Below are 26750 nucleotides of genomic sequence, written 5' to 3'. Positions count from 1 at the left end.
TTTAAAATAATTATACTTCATCTTAATTAAGATGCTATACGTTCTATTTGGTTTGTCTTTAGGTTTATTTTAAAATGATTTGAAGGCTGACCTTTTGTTGCTTTATAAAATATTTTAGACCATAAAACAAGCTTTGCATCACTTGCTTTCCCTAACACGTCACAAACCATTTGGTACTGTTTTAATCTTTTAGTCCCAATTTCCGGAACAGCTAATTCATCGGCACTCCTCAACCTATAATAATCAAAAATCATATCATAGCCTGTCCATGATTCAAAGTCTTGGATCGTTAAATTATTAGCTAATAATTGTGTCTCAATTTCTGAAACATTTTTATTTAATAACAGTAAATCTTTACCCGAAAGTTTAACAATTGATCCTAAAAATTCAACAGGGAAATCTTTTGGCAAAAACCTAAGTCGAACCAATTCCTTTAAATGCCATTCTGTAAAATCCTTATAATCTGCAGACTTAAGTATGTCTTTATTCCAAATAGTTGAATTTTCCGAATTTTGTAAATAGGTATATTCTTTTTCATAAAAGGGGAAAAGATTATTAAATTTAGCAACAGAATCCACAACGACTGTTTCTACCTCGACTGCTTCATTTGAATGTATTGTCAAAATTTTATAAGCCGGCATATAAGCTGCCAGCGAAGGGGTTTGAATATTAAACAGTGTATTGCCTTGTGCCGTTGCCCTCACACCTGTGTCGTTAATGTGCATGTGCCCTCCAAAATGAATCTGAATACCTGCATCTGCAAATGTTTTGGAGACATCTTCATTTGGAACTCTATGTAGTTGCATTTTATTGACCCCAAAAAGTGATTCCATTTCTGCGGAAGCATCATCATTAAAATCGACCATAGGGTAATGGCTAAAGGCTATTAATAGTTTCCCTTTTTCCTTGGCTTGAGCCGAAACTTTTTTCACCCAATCAACTAAATGGCTTTTATATAAAAACACATTATTATACCCTATGCTTGCCCCCGAAAAGTCTTTTGGATTATTCAGATTTCCCGATAATTTTTCAACAGGAACGTAAGCATTGGCATCGATAGCCAACAACCAAATTCCCTTTACCGGTTCGACCAAATAACTCACATCCGGAAGAAACAGATTGGTGTTTTTGATAGCATAAGTTCTTTTATCCAATGACGATTCTTTTAAGGCTTTATTAAACGTATAACCCTCATAAGTATCATTGGAAAAAGGGGTTTCCCAATACACATATTTTTTTTGGGGAAAGAATCCAAAATCAGCCATTTCCTGCGTCATTTCTTTATAGCCCCAGTTCTTTATATCTGAGGTAACAATGGGCTCCAACTCGTCTTCTCCGAGCGTTAATTTAACTTTTGAACTTGTGATGATTTGTTCTTTGCCGCCTTTCCCCAAAAAATCGGTTTTGCCAGCATCTTGAGAAAAAGGTCTTACCGCATCATGATTTCCTGTGGTAACAAAAAATGACATGCCATGCTTTTCTGTATATGCATTCAAAATACGTTTCAAACCTCTTAAATGTACAGGTTGACCATCATCACTAAAATCACCTGGCAACGCCACTATTTTTATTCCCTTTTTAGAAATATCATCTAATGTCGCTATAAACGCAAAATAATTTTCATTGAAAATCCGGGTGGATTGCAATTGAGAACTCATGGTTCTGATATTGGCATACTCACCCGTTACCGGATTTGGAATTCCTTTATAATCATTATCTTGAAATGTGCCAAAAATATCTGAAAAATGCACATCTGCAATAAAGGCTATTTTGACGTTTTCTACATCATTTGCCTGCCTTGTTTCACATGCACTCAAAAAAAGCAATATGATAAATGATATTCTAACCATCAAAGTAGTTTATTCTTGGTTTGTAATGCCCCATAAGCTTCTGGTTTTTTTGTTTGATTACATGATGAAAAATCAAACTTAATAAAACAAAAAGACAAATGTTAAAAAACTTAAAACGCTCTTAATAATTATTACTTTATTTATTTAATATTCTATTACCATGAATCCGCCAGGTCTTACAATTTGAAATGCGAACCTTGGGTTTATATGGTTTAAATCGGTGGCAAAAACTTCTCCCGATTTTAAAATGGGTAAATTTATTTCTATCGGCTTATCATCACTTGTTTGATATTGCAACTCATACCCCCTAACTGTATAAGAAGGGATACTATTCTTGACTTTAATTTCTATTCTTGCTGTGGAATCATCCATTCTTTCTACTTTAGTAATGTCTATTGGAGACGCTAATTGTTTAAAAACATAGTAAGATGGCTTTGGGTTTAAGGCAACATCTGTAATACCGTGTCTTCTAATTTTAAATTTACCAAAACCTTCTTCCCCCATTTGAGTACGATAATCATTTAAACAAAAGTAAATATAGCCTATAACATAAGGCTGCCTGCTCCATTCCTTAACATGGAACAGCATATCATCAATTCTACGCGTATCGCCTCCAGAATTTGCTGGTTCACACAAGCCGTTTTCTGTTATAAGTAACGGTCTTTTTCCAATGGCGTTTTTAACTACATCAAATTTATTTGGCAATTCATTTCGATCTCTTCCATGCCATGTACCAATATATTCATTCCAAGTAGGTATATCGCAAAGCAATGTTTCATCATTTTCTTGTTTTTCCCAAATACGATTAGAAATAATGGTTACAAACCTGGATGAATCTTTAGATTTAACAAAATCGCGCAGTTCTAAATAGGCCTTTTTATCTGTATCACCATTTATTTCGTTGCTAATGCCCCATGAAAAAACACTCGGATGATTGTAGTGTGCTTCTATCATATCATTTAATTGTTTGTGGGCGGTGTTAACAAGTTCGGGTGTTAATCTTTTTGGGTTTTGCCACCACGGCAATTCTTCTTGAACCAAAATACCATATTTATCCAACAAACTGAGCATATAATCATCTTGTTGCCAATGAAAACGTGTAATACATACATTTAAGTCTTTCATAGCGCGAACAATAGAATCCATATAACTACGTGGTTCTGCTATTCCATATTTAGGGTTACTGCCAGGCATGTATTCTAATCCGGGTAATCTAACTGGTTCTCCGTTAAGAAAAAATTGTTCCCCAATAATTTCAATTTTTTTAAAACCGAAAACAGAAACCTCTTCATCTGAAATTCCATACTCAGTTTGTATGGAGGTTTCAAGTTCGTAAAGATTTGGGGCATCAAAATGCCATGGTTTTATTTTTCCTAATAGAATATTTAATGAGCACTCGCCATCTATCACTTGTAATTCTTGTTCAAGAGATTTAATGCTTTCTCCTGTTTCTTTATCTTTAATAATAAAGTTTAGAGCTACGTTGTCTATATCCTTTTCCCAAAACTTGACAGCTATTTTTATAATTCCTGAACTGTCTTGTAAATTTATTTCTGGATTGATATGCACATATTTAAAAGATGGTTTTCCTGTAGATTCAAGTGAAACCGAACGAATAATTCCACCGTCGTTCGACCAATCAAAAGAAGTGTCGTATGGCAAGTTATTTTCTGAAAATTCATTGTTAACAGATACTACAACTGTATTTGCTTTTTCAAACGACACAAAATTTGTTATATCAATTATAAAAGGGGTGTATCCTGCATTTAAGTTTTCTCCAACTTTTTTTCCATTTACATAAACCACAGCATCATGATAAACAGCTTCAAATTTAATTCTCACATTTTTACCCTTCCAATCTATAGGCAATTTAATTTCTTTTTGGTACCATGCCAATCCTGCATACTCTTCACTGCCCGATTCAATATTCCACGTATGTGGTACTATTACTTCACGGGATAATTGAGAAGGAATACTATTTTCCCAATGTTCTTTGAATCCTAAATTTGTAGAATCAATAGCAAACTCCCAATTTCCATCAAGCAATATAACTGCACTACTTAATTGTTTATTTGCTGTTTTATCATAAGATCGATCTTTACAATTTGTAAAAACCAATGTTATAAATATTAAAAAACCCGCCTTTAAAATTTGATGTTTCATAATATCTTAATTTTTACACCTTGTTTCTTTTGGAAACGCATAACTCGATTTCCAGCCTCCCAAATCAATCAACACCTGGTCTATCATGACACCCGAATCTACCATCCAAATTTTAAGTGTATGTTTTCCCGCTTTATTGATAATTTGTTTTGCCGATTGCACACTGGCATTTTTTAGTACGTTTTGTTTCCATTCCTCACTTCTACCGGAAGTCTGAAAATCAACAATAACTGGTGTTGCATCATCAATAGCAACTGCACAACGCACGCCACGTCCTTCATAATCAGCATGTGTTGGGATCGCTTGCACTCGAACATCTGCTTCTCCGAAATTAAAGGTATAAAAATCATATTCCAGTACAGGATTATTTTGTTGAATTAATTTTAAATCGGTTTCCGAATCGACACTTCTCGGCAATGCGGTAATCACTTTCCCTGTATAACCAACACCATCAAACACGTCCCAATACGCTTGTTTTCCTGCTTTATTTCGTGTAAAATTTTCAGCATGGATGGATACAAAACCTTTGTCTTCAATAAAACCGGTATAATTTTCTAATGCTGCAAACTTCGGATTGTAAGCTGAAACCCCTACTGTTATTGTACTATCGGCTGAAATAAAATCAATGGCACTACTTACTTTATAACTTGGTGGAATCAATTGAAAATCGTGTCCTAAAGGAGCCTCTTTTTTGTTCTCTCCTTGAGGTACTTTTTTCCAATCTATACTTACCCATAAGCGTTTTGTGGGATTTCCGGATTTACTATTCAATATCCCTTGAGCTTCTGATATTTTAATCCAATCGGCTTTTGGCAGAGCTTTCCATGTGACGCTTCCTTCTCCTTTTAAATACACATCAATAAAATAATGGCTATCGGTGTACCTATTAAAAATGGGCAAAACATCAGCAAAACTATTAACAATTTCATGATTGACTTCCATTTCGTAACCTTCCAATGCCAAGCCTAAAGTCGCTTTCTCTTTTGGTTCAACAAATACATAGGATGGTTTTGAAAATACTGGAAGAAACCTAGGGGCCATGGTCATGATATGGTGCCATTTTCCTTGATGTAACGTTTCATTATAATATTGGGTTTCTTTTTGAATGCGATTAAAAGCATTGGCAGATTGCTCAGCATAATAATTGGCACTGATTTTACCTTGTTTGGCATCAAAATCATTTTTAAAACGGTACAACCATTTTTGATTTATTTTTGAAGCGGCTACCACAGGATAATACACCAATTGATAAAAAGCATCTTTACGATGAGTGACAATATTGGGATATAATTTTTCTACTTCATCCTCAATGGCTTGATAGTCTTTTATTCGCGCTTCAACTTCATCACCATAATGAAACTGAGTCAATTCCGTAACACCTGATTTCGTAACAGGTTCCACTTGGCTCCATGCCATAAACTCAGGACGTCTTATAAAGGCTAACCGATTATTTTCGAACATGACATCGGTAATTGCAGAGGCATGTTCATTTCCAAATTCTCTTGTTGCCCATATATTCATGTGGTTTTTAACAGCACTACTTTTTTCAAAAGCATCCATATCCCAAGCCATGTCCAGAAACAATTCGATATTGTATTCGTGTGGTTTAATGTCGCCACAATTGAGAATCCATAAATCACGGGAATGAAATTCATAGGCTTTAGACATTTCTTCCCACATCAACACAGGATTGGTAGAGTTTAACCATAAATAGTCATGCGGACGCCCCCAATAGGATGTGTGATAATACACGCCTGCACCGCCAGACCGTTTTTGTTCTTCGGGCTTACTAAACTGGCGTATGTAGCCATAATTATCATCCGTCCAAACCAGTGTAATATCTTCTGGAAGTTGTAAGCCTTCTTGATAATAGGTCAATACTTCTTTATAAGGAATAAAAGCTTGTGGTATCGCTTTCGGATCTTTTTTTAGTTCTTTCTTTAAAATCGCCCTTTGGTCTGAAATGATTTGCTCCAATAATTTGACTTGTTGATCGGTATCATCTTCACCAACAATCATAGGGGAATCATGCTCTCCACGCATTCCTGTGGTATACATATTTTCAAATGGAGTAGCTTCTTTTACACGTTTGGTAAACAAATTTTTTATGACCTCCGAATTGGTATCATAGCGATATTCACCCATTGTTTTATGGTTCCACTCTGTATTGATATTACTCAACATGGGCTCGGCATGCGATGTGCCTACAACAATGGCATAATCATCTGCTACCTGCTTATTTTTAGGGTAGGAATAAAATGGTTTGGTACTCGAATGCATGGCAGGCCAAATGGTATTGGCTTTTAAACGTAATAATAATTCAAAAATTTTCGCATAGGTTTTTGGACCCATATCCCCTATTTCCGGTTCAAAATTTAATGTTGCCCAACGTTGTAAACCCCAATCTTCATCATTTAAAAACACGCCTCTGTATTTTACCGATGGGCCTTTATATGTTTTGTTTTCAACAGAAATTATAATCTCATTTTTATTCTCGGGTGTCACATCTGCCCACCATTCCCACGGTGAAATCCCAATCATTCTAGAGATTTCGAGTAAACCATAAGCGGTTCCCCGCCTATCTGAACCCACGATTACCAAGGCTTGATCAACACCTTTAAAAGGATTTTTAACGACTTGGATGCTATAACATTCCCATGTCCCCTTGACGGAATCTATATTTATTTTATTGGAACGAACGAGCTGATCTATGTGTTTATTCTTCCCAATAGAACCGGCAAGAATGATATTAGAACCCATGTCATTTGAAACTTCAACTGTTTTTCCTATACTATTTTTTATATCGTTTGCCAATATGTTTGCTGCAATTTCAACGACTTTGGCATCTTTTTTATCAATAACAATTTGGCACGACTCATTTCTTTTAACAATTATAAAATCATTACTTTTTTGAGCATTTAAAATAGATAATTGTGATAAAATCAGTATTAGTAAAATGTGTAACTTATTCATAGTTATTGTTTTATTCTTTCAAATGTGTTGTTACCAAAAGAAACCTTGAAATCAGATGGAAATAATGTAGATGGCAAATAATAGTCGGTTGAAATAACCTGTGCTCCAGAAGTTTTGGCTTTTTCAAAAGGCGTATAATCATTGGTTCGTGCTTCTTTAGTTCCAGAATCAGCTCTAGTTCTAATCAGATATCCTTTAGCTACTAATTCTTTTATATAATCAAAATCCTTAACAGGATCATTAACTATCCTAAATGCGGCTTCTGGATTGCCTTCTTTACTATTTACAAATAAGATTCTATTTTTTAATGAAGGGTGTCCATCCAAATATTTATTTATTTTATCTTCCTTTTCATCTAATACAAAAAGAAAACGCCCTTTTAAATCGCACAATCTTGGCCAACCTTTTTTTAGAATGGCTTCCTCCAGTATTTCAAAATCACCTCTAACTAAATCTGGAATTATTAACTGACTTTCCGAAAACACACTGCTAATCTCACTATCTATACTATTTAAAGCTTCTTTTGTAAATAGCAAAGGCTTCAATAAATTTTCAATAACTTGGTCTTTTGTGTTTATCAAAATAAATATCGGTGTATGATCTGGGTTTTTATCAGACCACTTTTTCAATGCCCTTAAGGCGTCTTTAAATAATAAATAATGACTTCTAAAATCTATATCCTGAATATGAAACATTTTTAAACCCGGCTGCTTAAGCTTCTGCTCTTTATCAAAAACCCGCGGTTCCTTACCCAAAGCTTTTACTATTTCCAATCCTTTAGGGTTAGAATAATAACCACCATGAGGATCATAAAAAACATCCAATTCTAAATTCCGCAATCCCAAATCCAGTTGGTCTTCCAATGATATGTGTGTATATTGTAACGACCTAGCTCTTGAAGAATCTTGCTCAAACAAATAATTGAATAAAGGCTGTTCTATAGCTATTTTATAGGAATTGTGACTACCTATCACCTGTACATCATTTAAATACACATCACTATCACCACAACTATAAAAACATACTGCTATCATAATTTGAAAAAGATAGTATTTTTGCATCGTCCGTTTCTTAAAATTTATTATTTGATAATTTCACTTATCAACCCATAGTCATCGTATGATGAAATGGGGTATATCCTGTTAGATAAACATGTACCCCATTAGTACGTAAGCTGCCTTGATGATACGTATATTCCTCACTGTCAAGGTTCTTTATTTTGTTGTGTTCTACTTTTCCAGGTCCAAATTCTATAATATCAGACCCCAAGGACAATTCACCCAATCCCGATGTTAAGAAATAATTGCCATTTTCATCTTTTTGGGCTCCCGATAGCAAACTTCCTTCTTTAAAACACATTTCTATAGTGACCTCAACATGTGGTGGTCCATCTACTTTAAAATCCATGCTTAATTTTCCATTATTTTCAGTGATTTCAATAACTGAAATTTGTGTTTTTACGTTGCTTTTGGTTCGTGAATCAAAATCCATTTTATTCCAAAACCTTCCATCTTGTGACCGAGAGAGTTTATAATCGGCATCCTCTCTGCGGTATTCCTCAGCGAGTGGTTGGTAATAATTAGCTTCTTTGGTTTCCTTAAAAATATACTTATTTCCTTCTTTCACCAAGCCATCGCTACTAAAATATCCCATTCTAAAAAACGAAGTAGACAAACGCATGTATTTTAAAATGGCATCACCTTTTCGGTACATTAAAAAATTGGGGTTTGAAGATCTTCCTGAAATAACAATTACTGGTTTATCGTTTCCACCGAATAAAGTTACCGACGTTTTACCTCGTCTAATTCTAGCCAGATCGGAGACTGCAAAAAACTTTTCAAAATCATTTTCTACATTTGCGTCAAGAGGAATTTGCTTTTGAAGTTCCCTGTTTGCCATAAAATGCACCAACGCATGTGATAAAATATCGGTGGTAAAACTAGGAAGCCCCTCAATGACATGAACCATATGAGCAAATATGGAATTATTGGTACGGATGGCCATATAACGGTACTGCAAATAAAATTTAGAAACATCTATATTCATAAATTGATCCTGTCTTCTTGAATCAACAGTTACTAAGTCGCCATTGGTTTCGGTATAATAATAGTAAGTTATAAGGTTTGCATGTACTTTATCTAATAATTCCGGTTTATTAAGCAATCTTGCCATTGTTATAAACGCCTTATCAATAACGGCAGAATACACACCGCTTCGTTCCAAATAATGTCCATCGGCATTTAAATAGATACCTTCTGCAAGCCATTCATCAATTCTTCGAATATATCTAGCGTCAGGGTATAATGCATTGATACTTGCTAAGGCCGCTGAAATAACCCATCTGTGATTTGGCGTATGAACACCGCCTGTTACCATGGCTTCTCCTGCATTTACAATAAAGGTTTTCATTTTACCTCTCAACCCTTCTAATTCTTTTTGCTTATAAAGATGTAATACTTTTGCGGCTTCACAAATGTACTCCAAAACAAAAGCAGTATCAGGAGGTGATTGTCTATTACCTCCAGCATCTAGAGTACCGTCATGATATTGATTCTTTACCAAAACATCCAAGGCTTGGTTCAAACGTTCTGCTACACGTTTTGACTTATAATAAACCGATTCAGAATGAGATATAGAAGCTGACATAGTCGCTATGGCAGTAGCTAATGGTCTAAAATTATTTATGATAACATGCGATTCATCGGGAATTTTATCTAAAATGGCTTTAACTGCAATATCATTATTGGTAATGAGCTTTTTCATCAAATTAACATCTAATATCATTTTTCCTTTACTAAAAAAAGTATTGTTTGCAAAGGCAATGTTACTAACGAAAGCACTTGTCAAACCCAAACCACTTAGCTTAATAAATTCTTTACGATCGATGTGGTCTTCCATACTGTTACGTATTACTCATTTAATTCCGATGAAAATCAAAAACTTTATTGACCAACAATTTCCGTAAGCGTAAAATTGATGCCTAATGGGTTTTTTGCTACTTTACAAAGCAATGGAAAATCGGGATTTTCTAAAATCCACAGTTCAGTATTATCAATTTGCGCAACTACATGTAACGTGCTTAGTGCTTTTCCATCAATGATTACAGGATTCTTTTCTTCATTTTTATCCAATACATACGTCGTATTATTATAAACAAATTGATTATTTTTTAATAAATCCTGATAAGCTGATTGCGAAATCATAAAAAACGTTTCCGTGGGTTTCAATACTAAAATTGGTGCATTTTCGCCTTGATTAAAACTCAATTCCGTGCCGCTTTTAACCGCTTCCGGCATCGTTCTGATACTGCTTTTTACGCCTCTCGTTTCCAAGTTTAGCACCAACGTATCCGAAGTCATTTCTGTAGTGAGCGTCAAAGTTCTTGTTTGCCCATGTAGCTTGCAGATATAATGCAAAGTGGTATTATTTCCAATCGATGGCACGTAGTTTTGCGCCATTACTATTTGATATGTTGCGCAAAAAATGATAGCTATAATAATGTTTTTCATCTGCATAAATTTTAAAGGATTTCATATCCTAATTATTTTGTTGGTGGTAATATAGTGGTTCCCCAAGCGGATGGTTTTGATGCCATTTCTAAAATTAATTCACCACCATTAACGATGTCTTCATGTAAAATCCATGCTTTATTATAGGGTTTTCCGTTTAATAAGGCTGATTTGATATACCTCTTTTTATCACTCAAATTTTTAGTGGAAATCTTAAAAGATTTGCCTGCTTCTAGCTTTAGCGTGGTTTCTTTAATCAAAGGTGTATTTATTAAATAATAAGGCTGCCCTGCATTGGGATACAATCCCATCATGTGAAAAGCCAACCAAGAAGACATGGCTCCAGAGTCGTCGTTACCCGGCAAACCATTTGGTGAACTATTAAAATTATTTTTTATAATAGTACGTATTCTATCGCTACTTAAGTCTGGGCGACCAATCCAATGGTACATGGTTGGTGCTAAAAAAGAAGGTTCGTTTGATACATCGTACAATTCCTTTTCAAAAAACGTATCTAATCTATTTTTAAAAGCTAAATCTCCTCCAGACCTAGCAACAACTTCAGGTATATCATGAGGAATACTTAATGAATATTCCCAAGAAGTCCCTTCATAAAAAAACACACACCAGTGGCAAACATACCAAGGAGATTCGGTAATTGTTGGCGTATATTTAAAAGTTGGTTTCTGAATTTTTGACTCGCCAAAAACAACATCATCCAACCAATTTCCTGAAGCATCTTTGGGCATAATAAATCCTTTAGAACCATTATTCTCATAATCTGCACGCCATAAATTTTTCCAATTGTCAGCTTGTTTTATATATCTATCGTAAATATTCTTATGATTTAAACCCTTGGCTACTGTAGCTATATTGTAATCATTATAAGCATAATCAATAGTTCTGTTACCTGCTCTGTCTATACCATAAGGAATATACCCCAATCGTAAATAATCGACTAATCCGCCACGGCCTTCTTTTTCTTCATTTCCCCCAGGAGGTACCTCAGCATCTTTAAGCATGGCTTTTAATGCCAACTCATAATCTATTCCTTTTAAATTCTTAACAAAGGCATCGGCTATTACTGTTTCAGCATTAGAGCCACCTTGTGTACGGCCGTTTTCGTTTCCGCTTCTGCCTTCTGGCAAATAGCCATCACGCTTATAAATATTCAACATCGCGTTAATAATTTCAACTTCCCGGTCTGGATCTATAAGTGTGATTAACGGACTAGAGGTTCTAAACGTGTCCCAAATACAATAAAAATCATCGTAATACGGTTCATCATTGGTCCATAAAGGGTTTTCCCCTGTTCTATCAACAGGCATGATCATGGTATGATACAAGCCTGTATAAAACATTTTTTTATAATCTTCTGAAGTATCTGGCGACAGTGTGATACGGCTTAACAGTTGTTCCCATTTATTTTCTAAAACTGACAAAACGCTATTAAAATTCCAATGCGGAATCTCTTTTTCTATATTATTCTTTGCTTTTAACGAACTTAAAAACGAGATGCCTATTTTAACATTGAGTTCTTGTTTGCCTTCTTTTCCAAAAGACAACAAGGCGCCTGTTTTTTTTCCAGAATCAAATTGCGCAGGTTCATTTGCAAATAATTTTCCATCTTTCCATGTCACATATTTTGCAATGGGCTGATCAAAAACGACCCAAAAATAAACGGTATAGGCACGACCGTTATTCCAGCCGCCTCTAATTCGGCTATAGCCTCTAACTTCTGTGTCTGAAACTATTTCGATTTGCGACCCAACAAATTGCTGAGCTTCCCTAGCATCTGGATCAGGCTCTTTTGGTTCTCCCAAGAAGAACCCTGGATCAATCTTTAATTCCTTGGTGGCAGTTTCAGGATATGTTATTCTATAAAATGATACTTTTTCTCCTGTGGTTATTTCTGTTTTTATTTGATTTTCCTTAAAAACAGTTTCATAGTATCCCAGTTTTACGTTTTCTTCTTGTCTAAATGAGGTTTGGTCTATCTTATTTAATTCACCGGAAAATGGCATGATTTGAATGTTTCCGTATTTTGGTCCGCCGCCAGTGCCACTAACATGCACTTGACTAAATCCGGTTACTTCTTTTGGCATGGGCAACCAACCACTATTCGGACTTACAGTACAATCTGGACTTGGTTTTACCATTCCGAAGGGACATGAAGGACCAATAAATACGCGTCCATCTCCTTCGGATCCAATCATGGGATCTACATAAGTATGGTGTTTTTCTTGAGCATTGCTGCTATTAAAAAGAAATACCAAAAACACAAAAAAGATTGTTTTTTTTATTGATTCCATATGCCGATTATTAATAAAAGATTGTATCATAATGCTTTATAAATTATTTATAAACTGGTTTGACATTTCTAAAATTAACTCTCCTCCATTTGTAATATCTTTATGAGAAATACTATAAGCAGGCAAAGTAGTAGCATTATATTTAAGCTTGTTTACATAAATATTTTCATCGCTATTATTTATTGCCTTAATAACAAATGTTTCACCTGAATAATACTTTGGATGTAACTGTATGGTAACTTTATTAAAAATAGGACTTCCTATTTGATATGCTGGATTTTCTTCCGTTCCACCATTCATTTGAAATAAGCCCATTTTAAACAACACATTCAAACTACCCATTAAGCCTTGGTCTTCATCGCCGTTATAGCCTGTGCTTGGAGCCAAACCACTAAACGTTTCTTTAATCACAGTCCTTGTCCAATATTGTGTTAAATCTGGCCTACCTAATTGGTTAAAAATAAATGAGGTTTGTATGGAAGGTTGATTCCCAAAATTGATTGGAATGCGGCTATATTCTGGATGTAATTCGGCATCATGTGATGTCCCTGAAGTAAACTTTAATGCTTTGGCTGTTTCAAATTGCGTATTTAATTTTTCAATAGCTTTGTCTTTTCCGCCCATCAATAGTGCTAAACCATCAACATCATGTGGTACAAACCAAGTAGATTGTGCCGCATTTGATTCTATAAATCCGTGTTCGTATTGATAAGGGTCAAAGTTTTCGGCCCATGTCCCTTCAACATTTTTAGGTCGCATCCAACTTATATTGGTATCAAACACATGTTTATAATTTTTGGATCTAGCCATAAAATAATTGTAATCTTCATCATGATTTAATTTTTTAGCCAATTGCGCCAATGTCCAATCTTGATAAGCATATTCCAAGGTTTGGCTGGCACCATCTTGATGCAATCCAAAATTCCCTTCAGGAATAGGATAAGGCACATAGCCTTTTTCTAAATAATATTTTAAACCGCCTCCTAGATCCGTAGTATGCTCGTAACCGGCTTTTCCCATAATACCGCCAGACATGTGGTTTTTTTTGAGTGCGATATAAATAGATTCTAAATCTTCTTTTATGATTCCTTTTTGAATAGCACTTACGATAAATGGTGTTGTGGAAGCTCCTGTCATTACATAAGTATAATTACCACCAGAAGGCCCCCGGGGAATCATACCGCCATCTTTATAATATTGCATTAAGGAATGTACAAACTCTTCCATAATTTCTGGATACACCAATCCCCAAAGCGTATTGATAGTCCATTGTGCGCCCCAAAATGAATCGGAATTGTAATGGTTGAATTTAGGTTTACCATCTGCATTCAATGGCAACTGGCCAACCCTAAAAGTTTTTCCCGTATTATCTGGGTAGGCGCCATTAACATCACTAATGGTTCTTCTGCCTTGTAAGGCGTGCCATAAATCGGTATAGAATCGTTTTTGGTCTGTATTGGTTCCTCCTTCCACTTGAATTCTTGATAACATCGTATGCCATTCGGTTTTCGATTCCGTGACTACTTTATCAAAATCCCAATGGGGTAATTCTTGCTGAATATTATTAGTTGCGTTTTCTATTGAAGTATAAGAAATCCCAGCCTTCATTAAAACAGCTTTCTCTGTATTTTCTATGTTGATTAAATAATTTCCTGTTTCAGCATCTTCTTCCAAAGCTGTCACAGGAACATTTAGTTGTACTTTAAAATATATGGTTAATGGTTTAGGACGTCTGTGCGTTGGATCTGCTACTAATTTACCCGACAACTCGCTTTTCCCCGTTTGCTTTAGTACGCCCTCTACATTTTCACAGGGTCCCAATATGGTATTTAAGTTGAAGAGGATACCTGCCTCTTTATTTTTTGGAAACGAATATTGGTGAAACCCAACTCGTTTTGTACTTGTTAATGCGACCTTAATTTGATACCTATCTAACTCTACTGAATGATATCCTGGCGTTATTGTTTCTGCTTGATGATTAAAGCTTGAGAAAAAATCAGTAAAAATATGATCTTTGTTTTCATGGGAAATGGTTACAGGCATTACCGACAAACCAGACATTTGCCAAGCATGAATATGACTGAAGCCTTTTATGGTATCCGTATTGTAGCGATACCCGGTGCCCCAATCGCCTCCAATTTGCGTATCCGGACTTAAATTAACCATTCCAAATGGACGACTAGCAGACGAAAAGAAAAACCATCTTGAGTTTTCAGTATCTAAAAAAGGATATACTTTATCTGATAAAAATTCTTTCTCAATAGAAGGTTTTATTTCCTCTTTACAGGAAACTAAAAAGGAAAGTATGATACTAACCGTTAAAATGCCATTAACTATATTATTGCTTAACTTCATTGATAATATTAACGAGAAATTTGTCTTGAACGCAATAGGCTTTTATTTGACCAACAGGTTCTGCCTAAATGAATTTATTTATTGCTTAAGAAGCAGGCTAATAGAAAGCTTTTATTAAATCTCTAACTTTCACTTTCAAAATAAATGTGTTATTGAACTCGTTTAATTTTTTTTCAATTGGCTAAAAAATTGCCCTTTTACGCCCATTCTATGTCTTTTTGTCCTTCCATAGCCCTGCTATGTAACTCAAAAAAAACTTCGATTGGACAAAAAATGACTGATTTTCACTTCAATCAAAAAAGTTTAAATGAGTTTTAAAAATATAGGCAGACTACAAACATGTCTGCCTATATTCAATTAACAAAAACTAAACTAACTCAAAAAACTAATTTGCTATTAATAGTCAGGATTTTGTGTAATACTATTAGCTGATGCATCAATTTCATTTTGAGGTATTGGTCTTAAAAGATGCTTTTCTTGAAGCGCATTATTTAAAGCTGCATGCGGGTTATGTGCTAAAGTACGCTCTATTAACTTATCTGTTCTTTTTAAATCCATCCACCTATTTACTTCTCCTGTTAATTCCCTAGCTCTTTCGTCTAAGATAAAATCTATATCAACATCTCCAGGGTCTACAGCTGTAGTTAACCCTGCCCGAGATCTTAGTGTAGTAAGACGTGCTGCTGCATCTGTAGTATTATTTAACTGTAAGTAAGCCTCTGCTGCGATTAAGTAAGCTTCACCAGATCTCATCATAACCATATCCCTTTCTCCTTGTGAAGACTGATCTGGTTGTGTAAATGGTATGGTTGGATCATCAAACTTAGTGAACATTGGGAAATGCGTATTCGTTACACCGTTATTTTGAAAATAAGTACCTGGATTAATTACCTTATAGCGTTTTGCATCAATCTCTGCTTGTGACCATACGGTTTTAGGGAAATATATTGCTGTATCACCAGCAACAACATTTACAGGTGTACCATTTTCGTAACCTACATAGTCTTCTGTTGCATAATTAACTCTTGTGAAAGTAGCGGTTGCTCTTTCATCATTATCTTCAAAAAGTGAATAATAAAAAGGCGTTGGCATACCACCTAATCCTTGTACTGTTTTTTCTAAACCTGGATAGTCATAAAATCTAAATTTGTACATCATGTGTTTAGAGTTACCCCAACCTCTACTTACTGAATTACTTCCAAATAAATAAGAGAAAATTACTTCAGAATTTCTTTGATTACCTATATCTACCAATGATGCAAATGAAGGCACTAAAGAATGATTAGCTATAACTGTCTCTGCTAAAGATGCAGCTTCAGTAAAATCTGATGATGAACCAAAAGATTTGTAGCCTCTTGTTAGTAATACTTTAGATAATAAGTGTCTTACAGCATCTTTAGATATCCTACCGTAAGCACTTGGAGTTTCATTTACTGACACTAATGCGTCCCTTAAATCTTGGATGATTTGTACATAAACGGCTTCTTCTGTCTCACGAGGATAGTTGGTTTCTGCAGTTGCAACTTGATTTAAAACTAAAGGAACACCACCATAATTTTCTACTAAATTAAAGTAGCTCCATGCTCTAAAAAATTTAGATTCTGCTATTCCTAAAGCTTTTTCACTATCAGTAAGGCCATCTATATTATCAGCATTATCTATAGCTGTATTTGCTGCTGCAATAATACTATACTGATTCGCCCAATACACCGAAATAGCCCAAGTGTTAGAATTCATATTCACGTAATCATTAATTTCATCGGCACCTGTAATTGTTGATCTTCTAGTTACAATATCAGTACCTAAATCTTCTAAAGTATAGTACATATCAGAACGATAACGTGTTGTTGTTTCTCTAGCTCTTTCATATACCGAGGCAACCAATTGATTAAAAGTCTCTGGATCAGAACTGGCCGTCTCTATAGTTATAGAAGACTTATTTTCTTCTTCTAAATAACTGTCGCAACTAGTGCTAAATACACTTGCTGTAAGCAGTATAACAATTATTTTATAATTTATATATTTCATTTTTTTGAATTTTATTTAACAAATAATTAAAAATTTAAATTAAGTCCTAGCATATATGTACGAGACAAATAAGAGGCTCCCCAAGAGTTTCTACCAGCACTATCTGGATCCCATCCGTCATAATCTGTAATAATGAACGGGTTTTGTACGGTTGTATAAATTCTTAAACCTTCAATTTTAAGTTTATCTAAAATATTAGATGGAAGTGTATAACCTAATGTTATAAAACCAACTCTAGTATTCGAAATATCTTTGTACTTAATAACATGTTGATATTGCCCTCCATTACCTGGTTGATACCAGCTGTTAATTGGATTAGTTGGTGTCCAATAATCTACATCATAACCATTAAAAAGTCTTGATGGGTCATTATCATAAGGAAATGAGTTATTTGAATGGAAATTACTCATTAATTTATTCCCTTGACTTGTGTTTATAAAGAATGTAAAATCAAAGTTTTTATAATTTATGGTACTAGTAACACCTGCTGTCCATTTTGGAGTAGCTTGACCAATAACTTGTTTGTCATCATCATTTATTACACCATCATTATTTAGATCCTTTACTCTTACTTGACCAGGCCTTTGTTCATAAGCATCAGCCTCAGCAACCTCATCAAGTTGCCAAATTCCATCAAATACATAGTCGTAAATAGCACCTATAGGCTCGCCTACTCGATGAATAAAATTTGTACCTCCTACATTAAAAGGAATATCTTCTCCATTTAATTTATCAATAGTATTCTTGTTTGATGCAAACGTAAAATTAGTGGTCCATTTAAAATCACCCTTATCAATATTCACTGTATTTAATGCAATCTCAATTCCTTTGTTTGTTGACTCTCCTATGTTTTCAAAAATAGTTCCATGACCAGTAACGGCTGGAATAGGCTTTTCAAATATAATATCCTTGTTTTTTCTATTGTATATATCAACAGAACCATTAATCTTGTTATTTAAAAACCCAAAATCAAGACCGAGGTTTACCTCACTTGTTTTTTCCCATTTAAGATTTTTGTTAGCAATATCTGTCACATATAAAGTTGGAACAGCAACATCCCCTATGTTAGTAGCACTACTAGCAAGTAATGATTGAGATCTTAAAGGTCCTAATCCGCCACCTTGACCATTATTACCTGTCTTACCATAACTTAATCTCACTTTCGCATTAGAGAATGTTGTTTGGGATTGCATGAAATCTTCATCAATTAATTTCCAAGCAAAAGCTGCAGATGGGAAAAATGCCCATTTGTTGCCTTCTGCCAATATAGAGGCACCATCATATCTTCCTGTGAAAGTAAATAAATACTTATCCATTAAAGCATAATTTAATCTTCCTGTATAAGACTCTAAGGTTTGTTTAATAAAATCACTTGAAACATCTCTAATATCAAGTCCAGCATCTAAATTATAGAATGAATAACTATCTGTGGTGAAATTTCTAACCTGATTATAGTACCCTTCTGAACGTTCGCTAAATCTAGAAATTACACCTGTAAAATCGATAGCATGTATGCCTTTAGTAAATTTATAGTTAAGTATATTATCCCAAGTATAAGAAAAATAATTAAAATTATTTACTTGAGCTCTTCTGTTGGCTGGAGTACCTGTTACACTTTTTGAATATAAGGCGCGATACTCACCATATCTCGTATATTTTACATTTGGAGAGAACTTAGTAGTAAATGTCAAACCTTCCAAAGGTTTAATTTGCAATGCAATATCCCCAATGTATTGTAAATATTTTGTTTCTTTGGTTTCTCCAGTTGGCTCAAATAGTGGATTTGTAATTTGAGTTTCCTTTTCAGTAGGAAAGAATCTTAAAGAGCCATCGTCATTATAAGGTCTCCCAATTGGCTTTAATCTGTAAGCACTTCTAAATCCTTCCCAACTTGCAGAATTTTGAAGGGCATTAGTAATATAGTTACTTACACTCAAATTCAACCATTTATTAAGATCGCTACTTAAACTTCCTCTAATGTTATAACGATCAAAAACTTCCCCACCAAGAGTACCTTCATCTTTAGTGTAAGCCAATCCTGCCGCATATTTAGTTTTCTCTGTTCCTCCACTTACATTAATAGTATGATTGGTTTGAAAACCGTTTTGAAGTGTAAGATCTACCCAATCTGTGTTTACGCCATCGGCAACATTTTGTAATTCTTCATCACTCAAATAATCTGCTATATTCACATCTCCTCTCCTATAATTAAGATCCCCTTCTTGCTCAGCAAATTCATTACCAACTACAACATCCCTAAGGTATTCTATATATCCTGGTCCATCTTGCATAGGTGGAAGATGATACGCTTGTTTAAAACCTACATAATTGCTATAATTAACTTTAAGTTCTCCTGTTTTACCACGTTTTGTTTCAACAATAACCACACCATTACTACCTCTTGAACCGTAAATAGCGGTAGCAGAAGCATCTTTTAGAACATCCATTCTTTCAATATCCGCGGGGTTCAAAAATGAAATATCATCTAAAAAGATACCATCAACTATAAAAAGTGGATTTTGCCCTGGATTAAAACCGCCTTGCTCTGCAGTTTCATTTCTATTAATGGTACTAGCACCACGTATACGAATATTGAATCCTCCTGAGCCAGGCTTATTATCTGTACGTTGGATCACCACCCCGGCAGCTTGTCCTTGTAATGCAGAAATCGCATCAACTTTGTTTGCTCTCTGAATCTCTTTAGAACCAACTGATGCAACGGAACCTGTTAAATCACTTTTCTTTACAGAACCATAACCAATAACCACGACTTCGTCAAGTTTGGCTGCATCTTCTTCCAATTTAACATTTAATGTAGGCTCCCCATTAAAAGCAACCTCCGTTGTTTGGTAACCTAAATAAGAAAACACCAGTACATCACCTGGGTTTGCTTTAATTTGATATTTACCATCAAAATCTGTGGCACTACCAGTTGAAGTCCCTTTAACAACAACATTAACACCAGGTATAGGAACGTCTTGATTATCAGTTACAACACCTGTTACTTGGTTTTGTGACCATGATGTTGATGAAAAGCCTATTAAAAAGGCCAATAATAAAAGTTTAAGTTTCTCCATTTTAATTTGTTTAGTTAATAATTAGTTTGACTGCTTTCATCATAATTTTTTGTTAATTATAATTTTTTGTTAAAATTACTGTTGTTGTTATTTCGTCTAATGGACATTTTATTCCAAAACATGGACATTTTTACTATCCCTTGTGTTTATTGACCTAATACACCCATTTTACAAAAGCTTCCATGGCAGCATAATGTGACAATCCTAATTGATGGTATATATCAGCTGTTTCTTTATTTCTGTCTTCTGCACGTTGCCAGAACTCTCTGCTATCTGCACCTTGAAATACCACACCGTCCTTTTGTGATTGGTGCTTAAATATCCCCTTACGTTTTTCAAGCACTTGGTCCGGTCCCATGGGTACCGCCATTTCAATTTCATCAATACTCCATTCTTGCCATGCGCCTCTGTATAGCCAAACCCAACAATCGTTCATAAACTTCTTAGGTTTCAATCGTTTTACAGCCTCAAAAATGGCATCAAGACATACTTTGTGGGTGCCGTGTGGATCTGCTAAGTCTCCTGCTGCATAAATTTGGTGAGGCTTTATTTTCTCTATCAAATCCATGGTAATCTGGATATCTTTTTCTCCTAATGGTTTTTTCTCAATACTTCCTGTTTCATAAAAAGGAAGCTCCATAAAATGAATTTGACTGTCTGGTAAACCAACAAAATAGCAGGTCGATTGGGCTTCTCCTTTTCTTATTAAACCTTTTATATATCTTACTTCTTCAATATCTATTTCACTTGCCTTTTTATTTTTAAGAAATGTAATTGCTTTTTTATAGATGTCTTCTGCCTTTTTATTTTCTATTCCAAACCTATTATTATAGTCACACACAAAACTTGCAAACCTTAATGCTTCGTCATCTGCTACGGCTATGTTGCCCGAAGTTTGATAGCCTACATGTACTTCATGCCCCTGTTCTTGTAGACGCTTAAAAGTGCCACCCATGCTAATAATGTCATCATCTGGATGCGGACTAAAAATAAGCACACGCTTTTTTGCAGGTTCGGCACGTTCTGGTCGTTTACTATCATCGGCATTCGGTTTTCCTCCTGGCCAACCTGTAATGGTGTTTTGAAGTTTATTGAATATTTGAATGTTAATATCATAAGCTGGCCCTGAATCAGCCAGTAAATCGCTCATCCCATTCTCAATATAATCGGCATCGGTAAGCATCAAAATAGGTTTTTTTAAATGCAGAGCTAACCCTAATACTGCTTTTTTTATCAGGCTATCTGTCCAGTCAACTTTTTCAACCAACCAAGGTGTATCGATACGCGTTAATTTCGATGCTGCAGATTTATCCAATACAAATGTGGCATTGTTATGTTCTTGTAAAAAAGAAGCTGGCACCAAATTAGTGACCGTTCCTTCTACCGAAGCTTTTATAATATTTGATTTTCCTTCTCCCCAAGCCATTAATATAACCCGTTTGGCTTCCATTATTTTTTTTATACCTAGAGTAATCGCGGTTCTTGGCGTGTTCTCCAACCCAGAAAAATCATTACTAGCCGCTACTCTTGTAATATGATCTAAAGCTACCAATCTAGTTTTAGAGTTTTGAAGAGAACCCGATTCATTAAACCCAATATGACCATTACCACCAATACCTAGAATTTGCAAATCAATCCCGCCTAAAGCTTCTATTTTTGCTTCATAGACGTTGCAATATTCCGCTATGTCTTCTTTTAAAAGCAAGCCATCTGGTATATGAAAATTTTCCGGTAATATATCTACATGGTTAAATAGCTGTTCCTTCATAAAACGGACATAACTATTTATGGAGTCTGGCTCCATAGGATAATATTCATCCAGATTAAAGGATATAACATTTTTAAAACTAAGATTTTCTTCTTTATGCAATCTAACCAATTCCGCATACAAACCCTTTGGTGAAGAACCTGTTGCCAGACCTAATATACAAGGCTGTTTTTGGCTTTGTTTTACTCTTATTAAATCTGCTATTTCTTTGGCAACAGATTTGGAGGCTTCTGTTGAGTTTTCAAAAACTATCGTTTCTATATTTTCAAATCGTTTTTCAAAACTTGTTGCTTTATCTATACCACTCTTTAACATTGTTTTTGTTTTGTTTCGTGTTTGTTTTTTAATTACGTTTTCTTAGACCAACTTTTGTACGTACACCCCAAATGGCAAAAAAAAAAAAAAACAATCTGATTTCATCGCAAGGAATCAAGATCCCATAACTACTTATGGCTGTTAATGCTAATATATGTTGTCGCTATTACACCAGTTTATTTCCCATTCTTTTATTGATTTCCTTTCTTCCAATTCATCAAAGGGTTTGTTATTTACAGTAGATTCCCTAAGTGCTTGCAAAAACATGTTCCACCTTGGCCAATAAAATTCCTTGTACATACCTTGCCAAGCTCTAGATGCATAATCATTTAAATGGCCTTCGCCTCCCCACATGGTAATTAGCATTTTTGCGTTTTTCAAATAGATTTTAGAAGCTTCGGCGGAATCCCCATAATTCCAAGCTGATGTTAACCAATTATTTAGATTATTCAAAGGTTGCCCCGACAGCATATCATCTATAACTAAGGCACGCTTCTCTATTTCATTATATAATAAATCTGCTTTTTCTATATCCTTTTCATTATAGGCTTTAACACATTCTATTAATAGCTCATCAATAATTAAAGAGCCATACTGTCTGGATGCTTCTATTAAATCATAATAAAAAAGACTGTTTTCATCATAGTTTTTTGATTCCTTAACCAAAATATCCAAAGCTTGCTTTAGCTTTTCTTTGTCTCCTGGATTTCCTTCAAAGGCCGTTATTTTTAATGTGGGTCGTTTAAAAAACAAATACGCTCCTGCTCTACTGTCCCACCAACGGGTTTCCCAATATTTGGTACTGTAAACCGATGCTATTAATAATTCCCAAGCTTTAAAAACCGGTTCAGAAGTTTTTCCATATCTAGCCGTTAAATACGTTTTTAACCAATGGCTGACCGGTTCTTTTCCTTGCGACCATGGCAGATCATAAATATATTCGTAAACTACAGAGTTATTGTTTAATCCTTCCGGCATCACTCCATAGCCAACAAGGTTTCCTTTAGTGGTACGGCTCAATAAACTTTTAAGTTCTTGATTGTAGAAGTTTAAGTCGCCATAAACAGGATTGGAGCCTCCATAATTATGCACATATCCATAGGTCCATTGCTTTCCATAAAAGGCTTCTTGGTTTTCCCACACTTTATATCTGTCATTGGCATAATCTTGAATGATGAGCCTATCGTTAGGCACTTTACTTAAAAACGCCATGGTAGCTTCTTTGGTCCAAAATTCTTTATCACTACCAAAAAGCCAACCTTGCATAACCCAAGTTGCTCCAGGAACTGCTTCATCTATGGTTTCATATATAATGTTCCCATAATCTGATAGTTCTTCATATTTGTGTTCTTCAGATACGGGAGGCTTAATTTCGTTAAAGGAATCGGCTAAATAGAAATCGGATTTCCCATATAAATAAGAGTATATTTGAATAAAACGTTTTCCTATGTCTTTAAACAGCGGATCTTTGGGATCTAATAAATAGGTGCTTTCAAAACCGCCACCAGACCAAGAACTTAATGCAGTTATCTTTGAGTTAGGGTGCATTTCCGCAAATGCCTTTGGCACATAACCACTAAAAGCTGGCACAACAGGATGCATACCTAATGCCCTCATTTTTTTCAATATTTTTTTCTGAATCTCTGACTTTTTATCAATCCATTCTTGTGGCAATGGTCCTTCATGACTATTTATATTGCCCATTCTTTGCCATGGTAAAAAAGCGGGACCTGCAAAATGTTCTTGTAGTTGACTATCTGATAAGCCGTATTCTTTCCATAGTTGTTGCCAAACAATTTCTTGCCCTTCTAGAGCTGTTGGTAAATTAATACCATGTAGTGCCATCCAATCTATTTCTTGCGACCAACGCTCCCAATCCCACCAAGGCGTTGTATAACCAAATGCACAGGCATTTAAATATTCTCTATATTTGAAAGGTGTCGATCCTTTTTTAGAATAAACTGGCCATGTTTTGGGCAAGTCAATTCTGTTTCCTTCCCAACTGACCAAAACTGCTCCAATATCTTTAAGGAAATTATAGGCTGCATAACAAATGGTCGTATTAGATGTTCCTTGAATGGTTACTTTGTTTGCTGTAGTTTTGATTTCGAACCAATCTGCATTATCGGATTGTGAATTTTCAACAATGTTTAGTTCAAATTCATTGACACGACTGCCTATAAGCTTTTCTATGACGGCTAATGAACTTTTTGTGTCTTCAGTATTTTTACATGACATATTGAAGAACAAAAAAAATAGCAATAAAATAAATTGAACAGGAATTTTAAGCGCATAATAGATTTTGTTATTTAAAGCGTGTTTTCTCATTTTGAAAATAAATTTAAACTGAAGCTTTTAAAACTTTTTATATAAAATCAATGCCATTCATACTGTCCAAAAGGTTGTAAAAAAAGGGAGCATAAATTATTATAGAATAAAATAATCTCCCTATTAAACAAACCAATTCAACAATTAATATTTATTTAGTACAAGACAAAAATTGAAGCATATTACATGGAGCTTGATGAAGCTATTATCATTTCTTCCTTCTTATAGCTTCGACAGGCTCATACTTCGACAAACTCTGTATGACAGGCATATTTTAATACCATTCTCGATGTCAGACTGAGTTTGTCGAAGTCCCAATTCTATAACTTTTGTATACAGTTTTGGTTTTTTGTCTTGTACTAAAAATATTTACATTAAAATATTTTATTTGAAGTGGTTTAAACTTTTTCTAATTGGCTAAAAAATCGCCCTTTTTTGACCACCCCACATCCTTTTTTCTTTCCGTAGCTTTTCCAACGCGACAAGCTGGCTCCTTCTCTAAAAAGGTTTAATAAACCTTTTCTTTACGCTCGGCCCTAACTCTAAAAAGGCTTCGATTGGACAAAATTGCCATTGCGCTGGCTGGCTCGTTCGCTAAAATAAACCACTGGGTTATTTTTTCACGCTCCGTCCTGCTTCAATCAAAAAAGGTTAAACCACTTCTGTTTTTTAAGTTTTAATAACTCATGATAAAATTACAATCACTTATTAATTTTGAAATGGACACTTTAATCAAAAACATAGACAAATCGTTTTTCATTTTTCTATGCTTATTTACTTATACCCGTAAGATTCAGTATTACAATCGCTTACCTTAATTTAGTATTAGATCATGTGAGTGCAGCATTAAGCATTCTAGACGATGACCACCTAAATAATTTAAAACTTAAAAAACAGGATTTATATTATCACGGATATGTATGACAACGGATGTGTATCTACAAAAAGGATTTTAAAATTCGATAAAAATTCATACACTTGAATTTATCTTGTGCTTCTTGGGATTCAACTTTTAATGCATATTATTTACTAGGGAATAAAAGGCTTTACTACTACCAATTTATCACCAGATAAGTCTACTTCAAACAAATGTGGGATTCTAATTGTTTTTTCTCCTATCTTTTTATGGCTATGAATGGCCATTAATGTTTTTCCTTCGAAAGTTTTAAACAGCATCCCATGACCAAAATTTGTTGGCGTTATAGGGTCTTTTTCTTGAATCCAAGGGCCATCTAAAGTGCCACTTTCAGAATAAGCAACACCTTGCACATACACATCGTAAATCCAGCTTGTCCAGAGCATTCCCAAACGTCCTGTTCCTGTTTTAAACAAAAAAGGACCATCGGTTACCTTATTTGGTCTGTCATTACCTTTGCTATCTTTTTCGCGACTCCAAGGCGAATCACTTGCTTTAAACAATAACTTACCTTCTCCCACCGAACCACTTAAATCGGATTTTAATTCAATCTTTTCTATAGTGCCATTACCATTCTGCAACCATTCGTAACAATAAACCATATATGGCTTTCCATTAGTATCAACCCAAAACGTACCATCTAGCGTTGGCATACTGGCAGGTAAATAAATAGCGTCTTCCATAGGAATGTAAGGCCCATCGGGTTTATTGCTTACTAAAATATGACTTGCACGACGCTCAATAATATTTTCTGCCACTGTATCTATTTTTACTTCTCTATTGGTAAATGTGGAGAAATAATAGTATTTATCTTTATACCGATGAAGTTCTGATGCCCAAATCATGGGATTAGCTCCCATCCATGATGCTGTATCGATTTGCGTTACTTTATAAGGACCTTCCCAATACTTTAGGTTTTTACTTTTCCAAAGCAAGCCTCCTGTACCTGTCATATAGTACATTTTTGTTTTAGCATCCGCGAGAATAAATGGATCGCTTAATCGTATAGCATCTAAAGTTATGTCCTTTTGTATGTGCCATTTTTTCTGTGCTTTAGATGCAGTAATACATGAAAGGCATAAAAGCATCGACAACGCAAACCTAAGTATGTATTTATAGTAACTTTGTGATGTTTTGGTTTCTATCATTTTTTGAT

13 protein-coding genes are annotated in these 26750 nt (G+C 34.8%); all 13 read right to left on the bottom strand.

All coding sequences use genetic code 11. The annotated features are described in order from the left end of the window. Positions 1-26 precede the first annotated feature (26 nt). Entirely contained in the window at positions 27-1850 is a 1824-nt protein-coding gene (locus tag CJ739_RS12015; protein WP_117175605.1) for a metallophosphoesterase family protein, read from the bottom strand. A gap of 144 nt (positions 1851-1994) precedes the next feature. Continuing rightward, positions 1995-4013: a glycoside hydrolase family 2 protein gene (locus tag CJ739_RS12010; protein WP_117175603.1), complete on the bottom strand. Its 2019-nt coding sequence runs from the start codon at positions 4011-4013 to the stop codon at positions 1995-1997. Between the two features lie 6 nt (positions 4014-4019). After that, positions 4020-6986, bottom strand: a complete 2967-nt coding sequence (locus CJ739_RS12005; RefSeq protein ID WP_117175601.1) for a glycosyl hydrolase 115 family protein — start codon at positions 6984-6986, stop codon at positions 4020-4022. Between the two features lie 2 nt (positions 6987-6988). Next, positions 6989-8047, bottom strand: a complete 1059-nt coding sequence (locus CJ739_RS12000) for a phosphatidylinositol-specific phospholipase C1-like protein (RefSeq protein ID WP_117175599.1) — start codon at positions 8045-8047, stop codon at positions 6989-6991. A 40-nt stretch (positions 8048-8087) separates the two neighbouring features. Next, complete coding sequence (locus tag CJ739_RS11995) at positions 8088-9884, bottom strand: hypothetical protein (protein WP_117175597.1); 1797 nt, start codon at positions 9882-9884, stop codon at positions 8088-8090. Positions 9885-9928: 44 nt separating this feature from the next. Next, positions 9929-10495 (bottom strand): hypothetical protein, encoded by a 567-nt coding sequence (locus CJ739_RS11990; protein WP_117175595.1) that lies wholly within the window; start codon positions 10493-10495, stop codon positions 9929-9931. Positions 10496-10527: 32 nt separating this feature from the next. Beyond that, positions 10528-12807 (bottom strand): GH92 family glycosyl hydrolase, encoded by a 2280-nt coding sequence (locus tag CJ739_RS11985; protein ID WP_117178944.1) that lies wholly within the window; start codon positions 12805-12807, stop codon positions 10528-10530. A gap of 36 nt (positions 12808-12843) precedes the next feature. Then, on the bottom strand, positions 12844-15162 hold the full coding sequence (locus CJ739_RS11980) for a GH92 family glycosyl hydrolase (RefSeq protein ID WP_117175592.1): 2319 nt from the start codon (positions 15160-15162) through the stop codon (positions 12844-12846). A gap of 396 nt (positions 15163-15558) precedes the next feature. Continuing rightward, positions 15559-17190, bottom strand: a complete 1632-nt coding sequence (locus CJ739_RS11975; protein WP_117175588.1) for a RagB/SusD family nutrient uptake outer membrane protein — start codon at positions 17188-17190, stop codon at positions 15559-15561. A gap of 26 nt (positions 17191-17216) precedes the next feature. Next, positions 17217-20267: a SusC/RagA family TonB-linked outer membrane protein gene (locus tag CJ739_RS11970; RefSeq protein ID WP_117175585.1), complete on the bottom strand. Its 3051-nt coding sequence runs from the start codon at positions 20265-20267 to the stop codon at positions 17217-17219. Positions 20268-20421: 154 nt separating this feature from the next. Further along, positions 20422-22350, bottom strand: a complete 1929-nt coding sequence (gene nagB / locus CJ739_RS11965) for a glucosamine-6-phosphate deaminase (RefSeq protein ID WP_117175583.1) — start codon at positions 22348-22350, stop codon at positions 20422-20424. Positions 22351-22497: 147 nt separating this feature from the next. Then, the gene (locus tag CJ739_RS11960) at positions 22498-24678 is read right to left on the bottom strand and encodes an alpha-N-acetylglucosaminidase (RefSeq protein WP_117175581.1); all 2181 of its coding nucleotides are present in this window, start codon (positions 24676-24678) and stop codon (positions 22498-22500) included. 1029 nt (positions 24679-25707) lie between these two features. Further along, positions 25708-26742, bottom strand: a complete 1035-nt coding sequence (locus CJ739_RS11955; RefSeq protein WP_236951500.1) for a glycoside hydrolase family 43 protein — start codon at positions 26740-26742, stop codon at positions 25708-25710. Positions 26743-26750: the final 8 nt, after the last annotated feature.

The organism is Mariniflexile sp. TRM1-10 (assembly GCF_003425985.1).
In the GTDB taxonomy this organism is placed as follows: domain Bacteria; phylum Bacteroidota; class Bacteroidia; order Flavobacteriales; family Flavobacteriaceae; genus Mariniflexile.
The sequence above is the reverse complement of the archived record's forward strand: the minus strand, read 5'-3'. Positions and strand labels throughout refer to the sequence as shown.

Excerpts from the sequence above, each read along its gene's own strand:
- CJ739_RS11975 (WP_117175588.1), bottom strand. The coding sequence starts at position 17,190 with ATGAAATATATAAATTATAAAATAATTGTTATACTGCTTACAGCAAGT.
- CJ739_RS11955 (WP_236951500.1), bottom strand. The coding sequence starts at position 26,742 with ATGATAGAAACCAAAACATCACAAAGTTACTATAAATACATACTTAGG.
- CJ739_RS12000 (WP_117175599.1), bottom strand. The coding sequence starts at position 8,047 with ATGCAAAAATACTATCTTTTTCAAATTATGATAGCAGTATGTTTTTAT.
- CJ739_RS11970 (WP_117175585.1), bottom strand. The coding sequence starts at position 20,267 with ATGGAGAAACTTAAACTTTTATTATTGGCCTTTTTAATAGGCTTTTCA.
- CJ739_RS12010 (WP_117175603.1), bottom strand. The coding sequence starts at position 4,013 with ATGAAACATCAAATTTTAAAGGCGGGTTTTTTAATATTTATAACATTG.
- CJ739_RS11990 (WP_117175595.1), bottom strand. The coding sequence starts at position 10,495 with ATGAAAAACATTATTATAGCTATCATTTTTTGCGCAACATATCAAATA.
- nagB (WP_117175583.1), bottom strand. The coding sequence starts at position 22,350 with ATGTTAAAGAGTGGTATAGATAAAGCAACAAGTTTTGAAAAACGATTT.
- CJ739_RS12005 (WP_117175601.1), bottom strand. The coding sequence starts at position 6,986 with ATGAATAAGTTACACATTTTACTAATACTGATTTTATCACAATTATCT.
- CJ739_RS11985 (WP_117178944.1), bottom strand. The coding sequence starts at position 12,807 with ATGGAATCAATAAAAAAAACAATCTTTTTTGTGTTTTTGGTATTTCTT.
- CJ739_RS11995 (WP_117175597.1), bottom strand. The coding sequence starts at position 9,884 with ATGGAAGACCACATCGATCGTAAAGAATTTATTAAGCTAAGTGGTTTG.
- CJ739_RS11960 (WP_117175581.1), bottom strand. The coding sequence starts at position 24,678 with ATGAGAAAACACGCTTTAAATAACAAAATCTATTATGCGCTTAAAATT.
- CJ739_RS11980 (WP_117175592.1), bottom strand. The coding sequence starts at position 15,162 with ATGAAGTTAAGCAATAATATAGTTAATGGCATTTTAACGGTTAGTATC.
- CJ739_RS12015 (WP_117175605.1), bottom strand. The coding sequence starts at position 1,850 with ATGGTTAGAATATCATTTATCATATTGCTTTTTTTGAGTGCATGTGAA.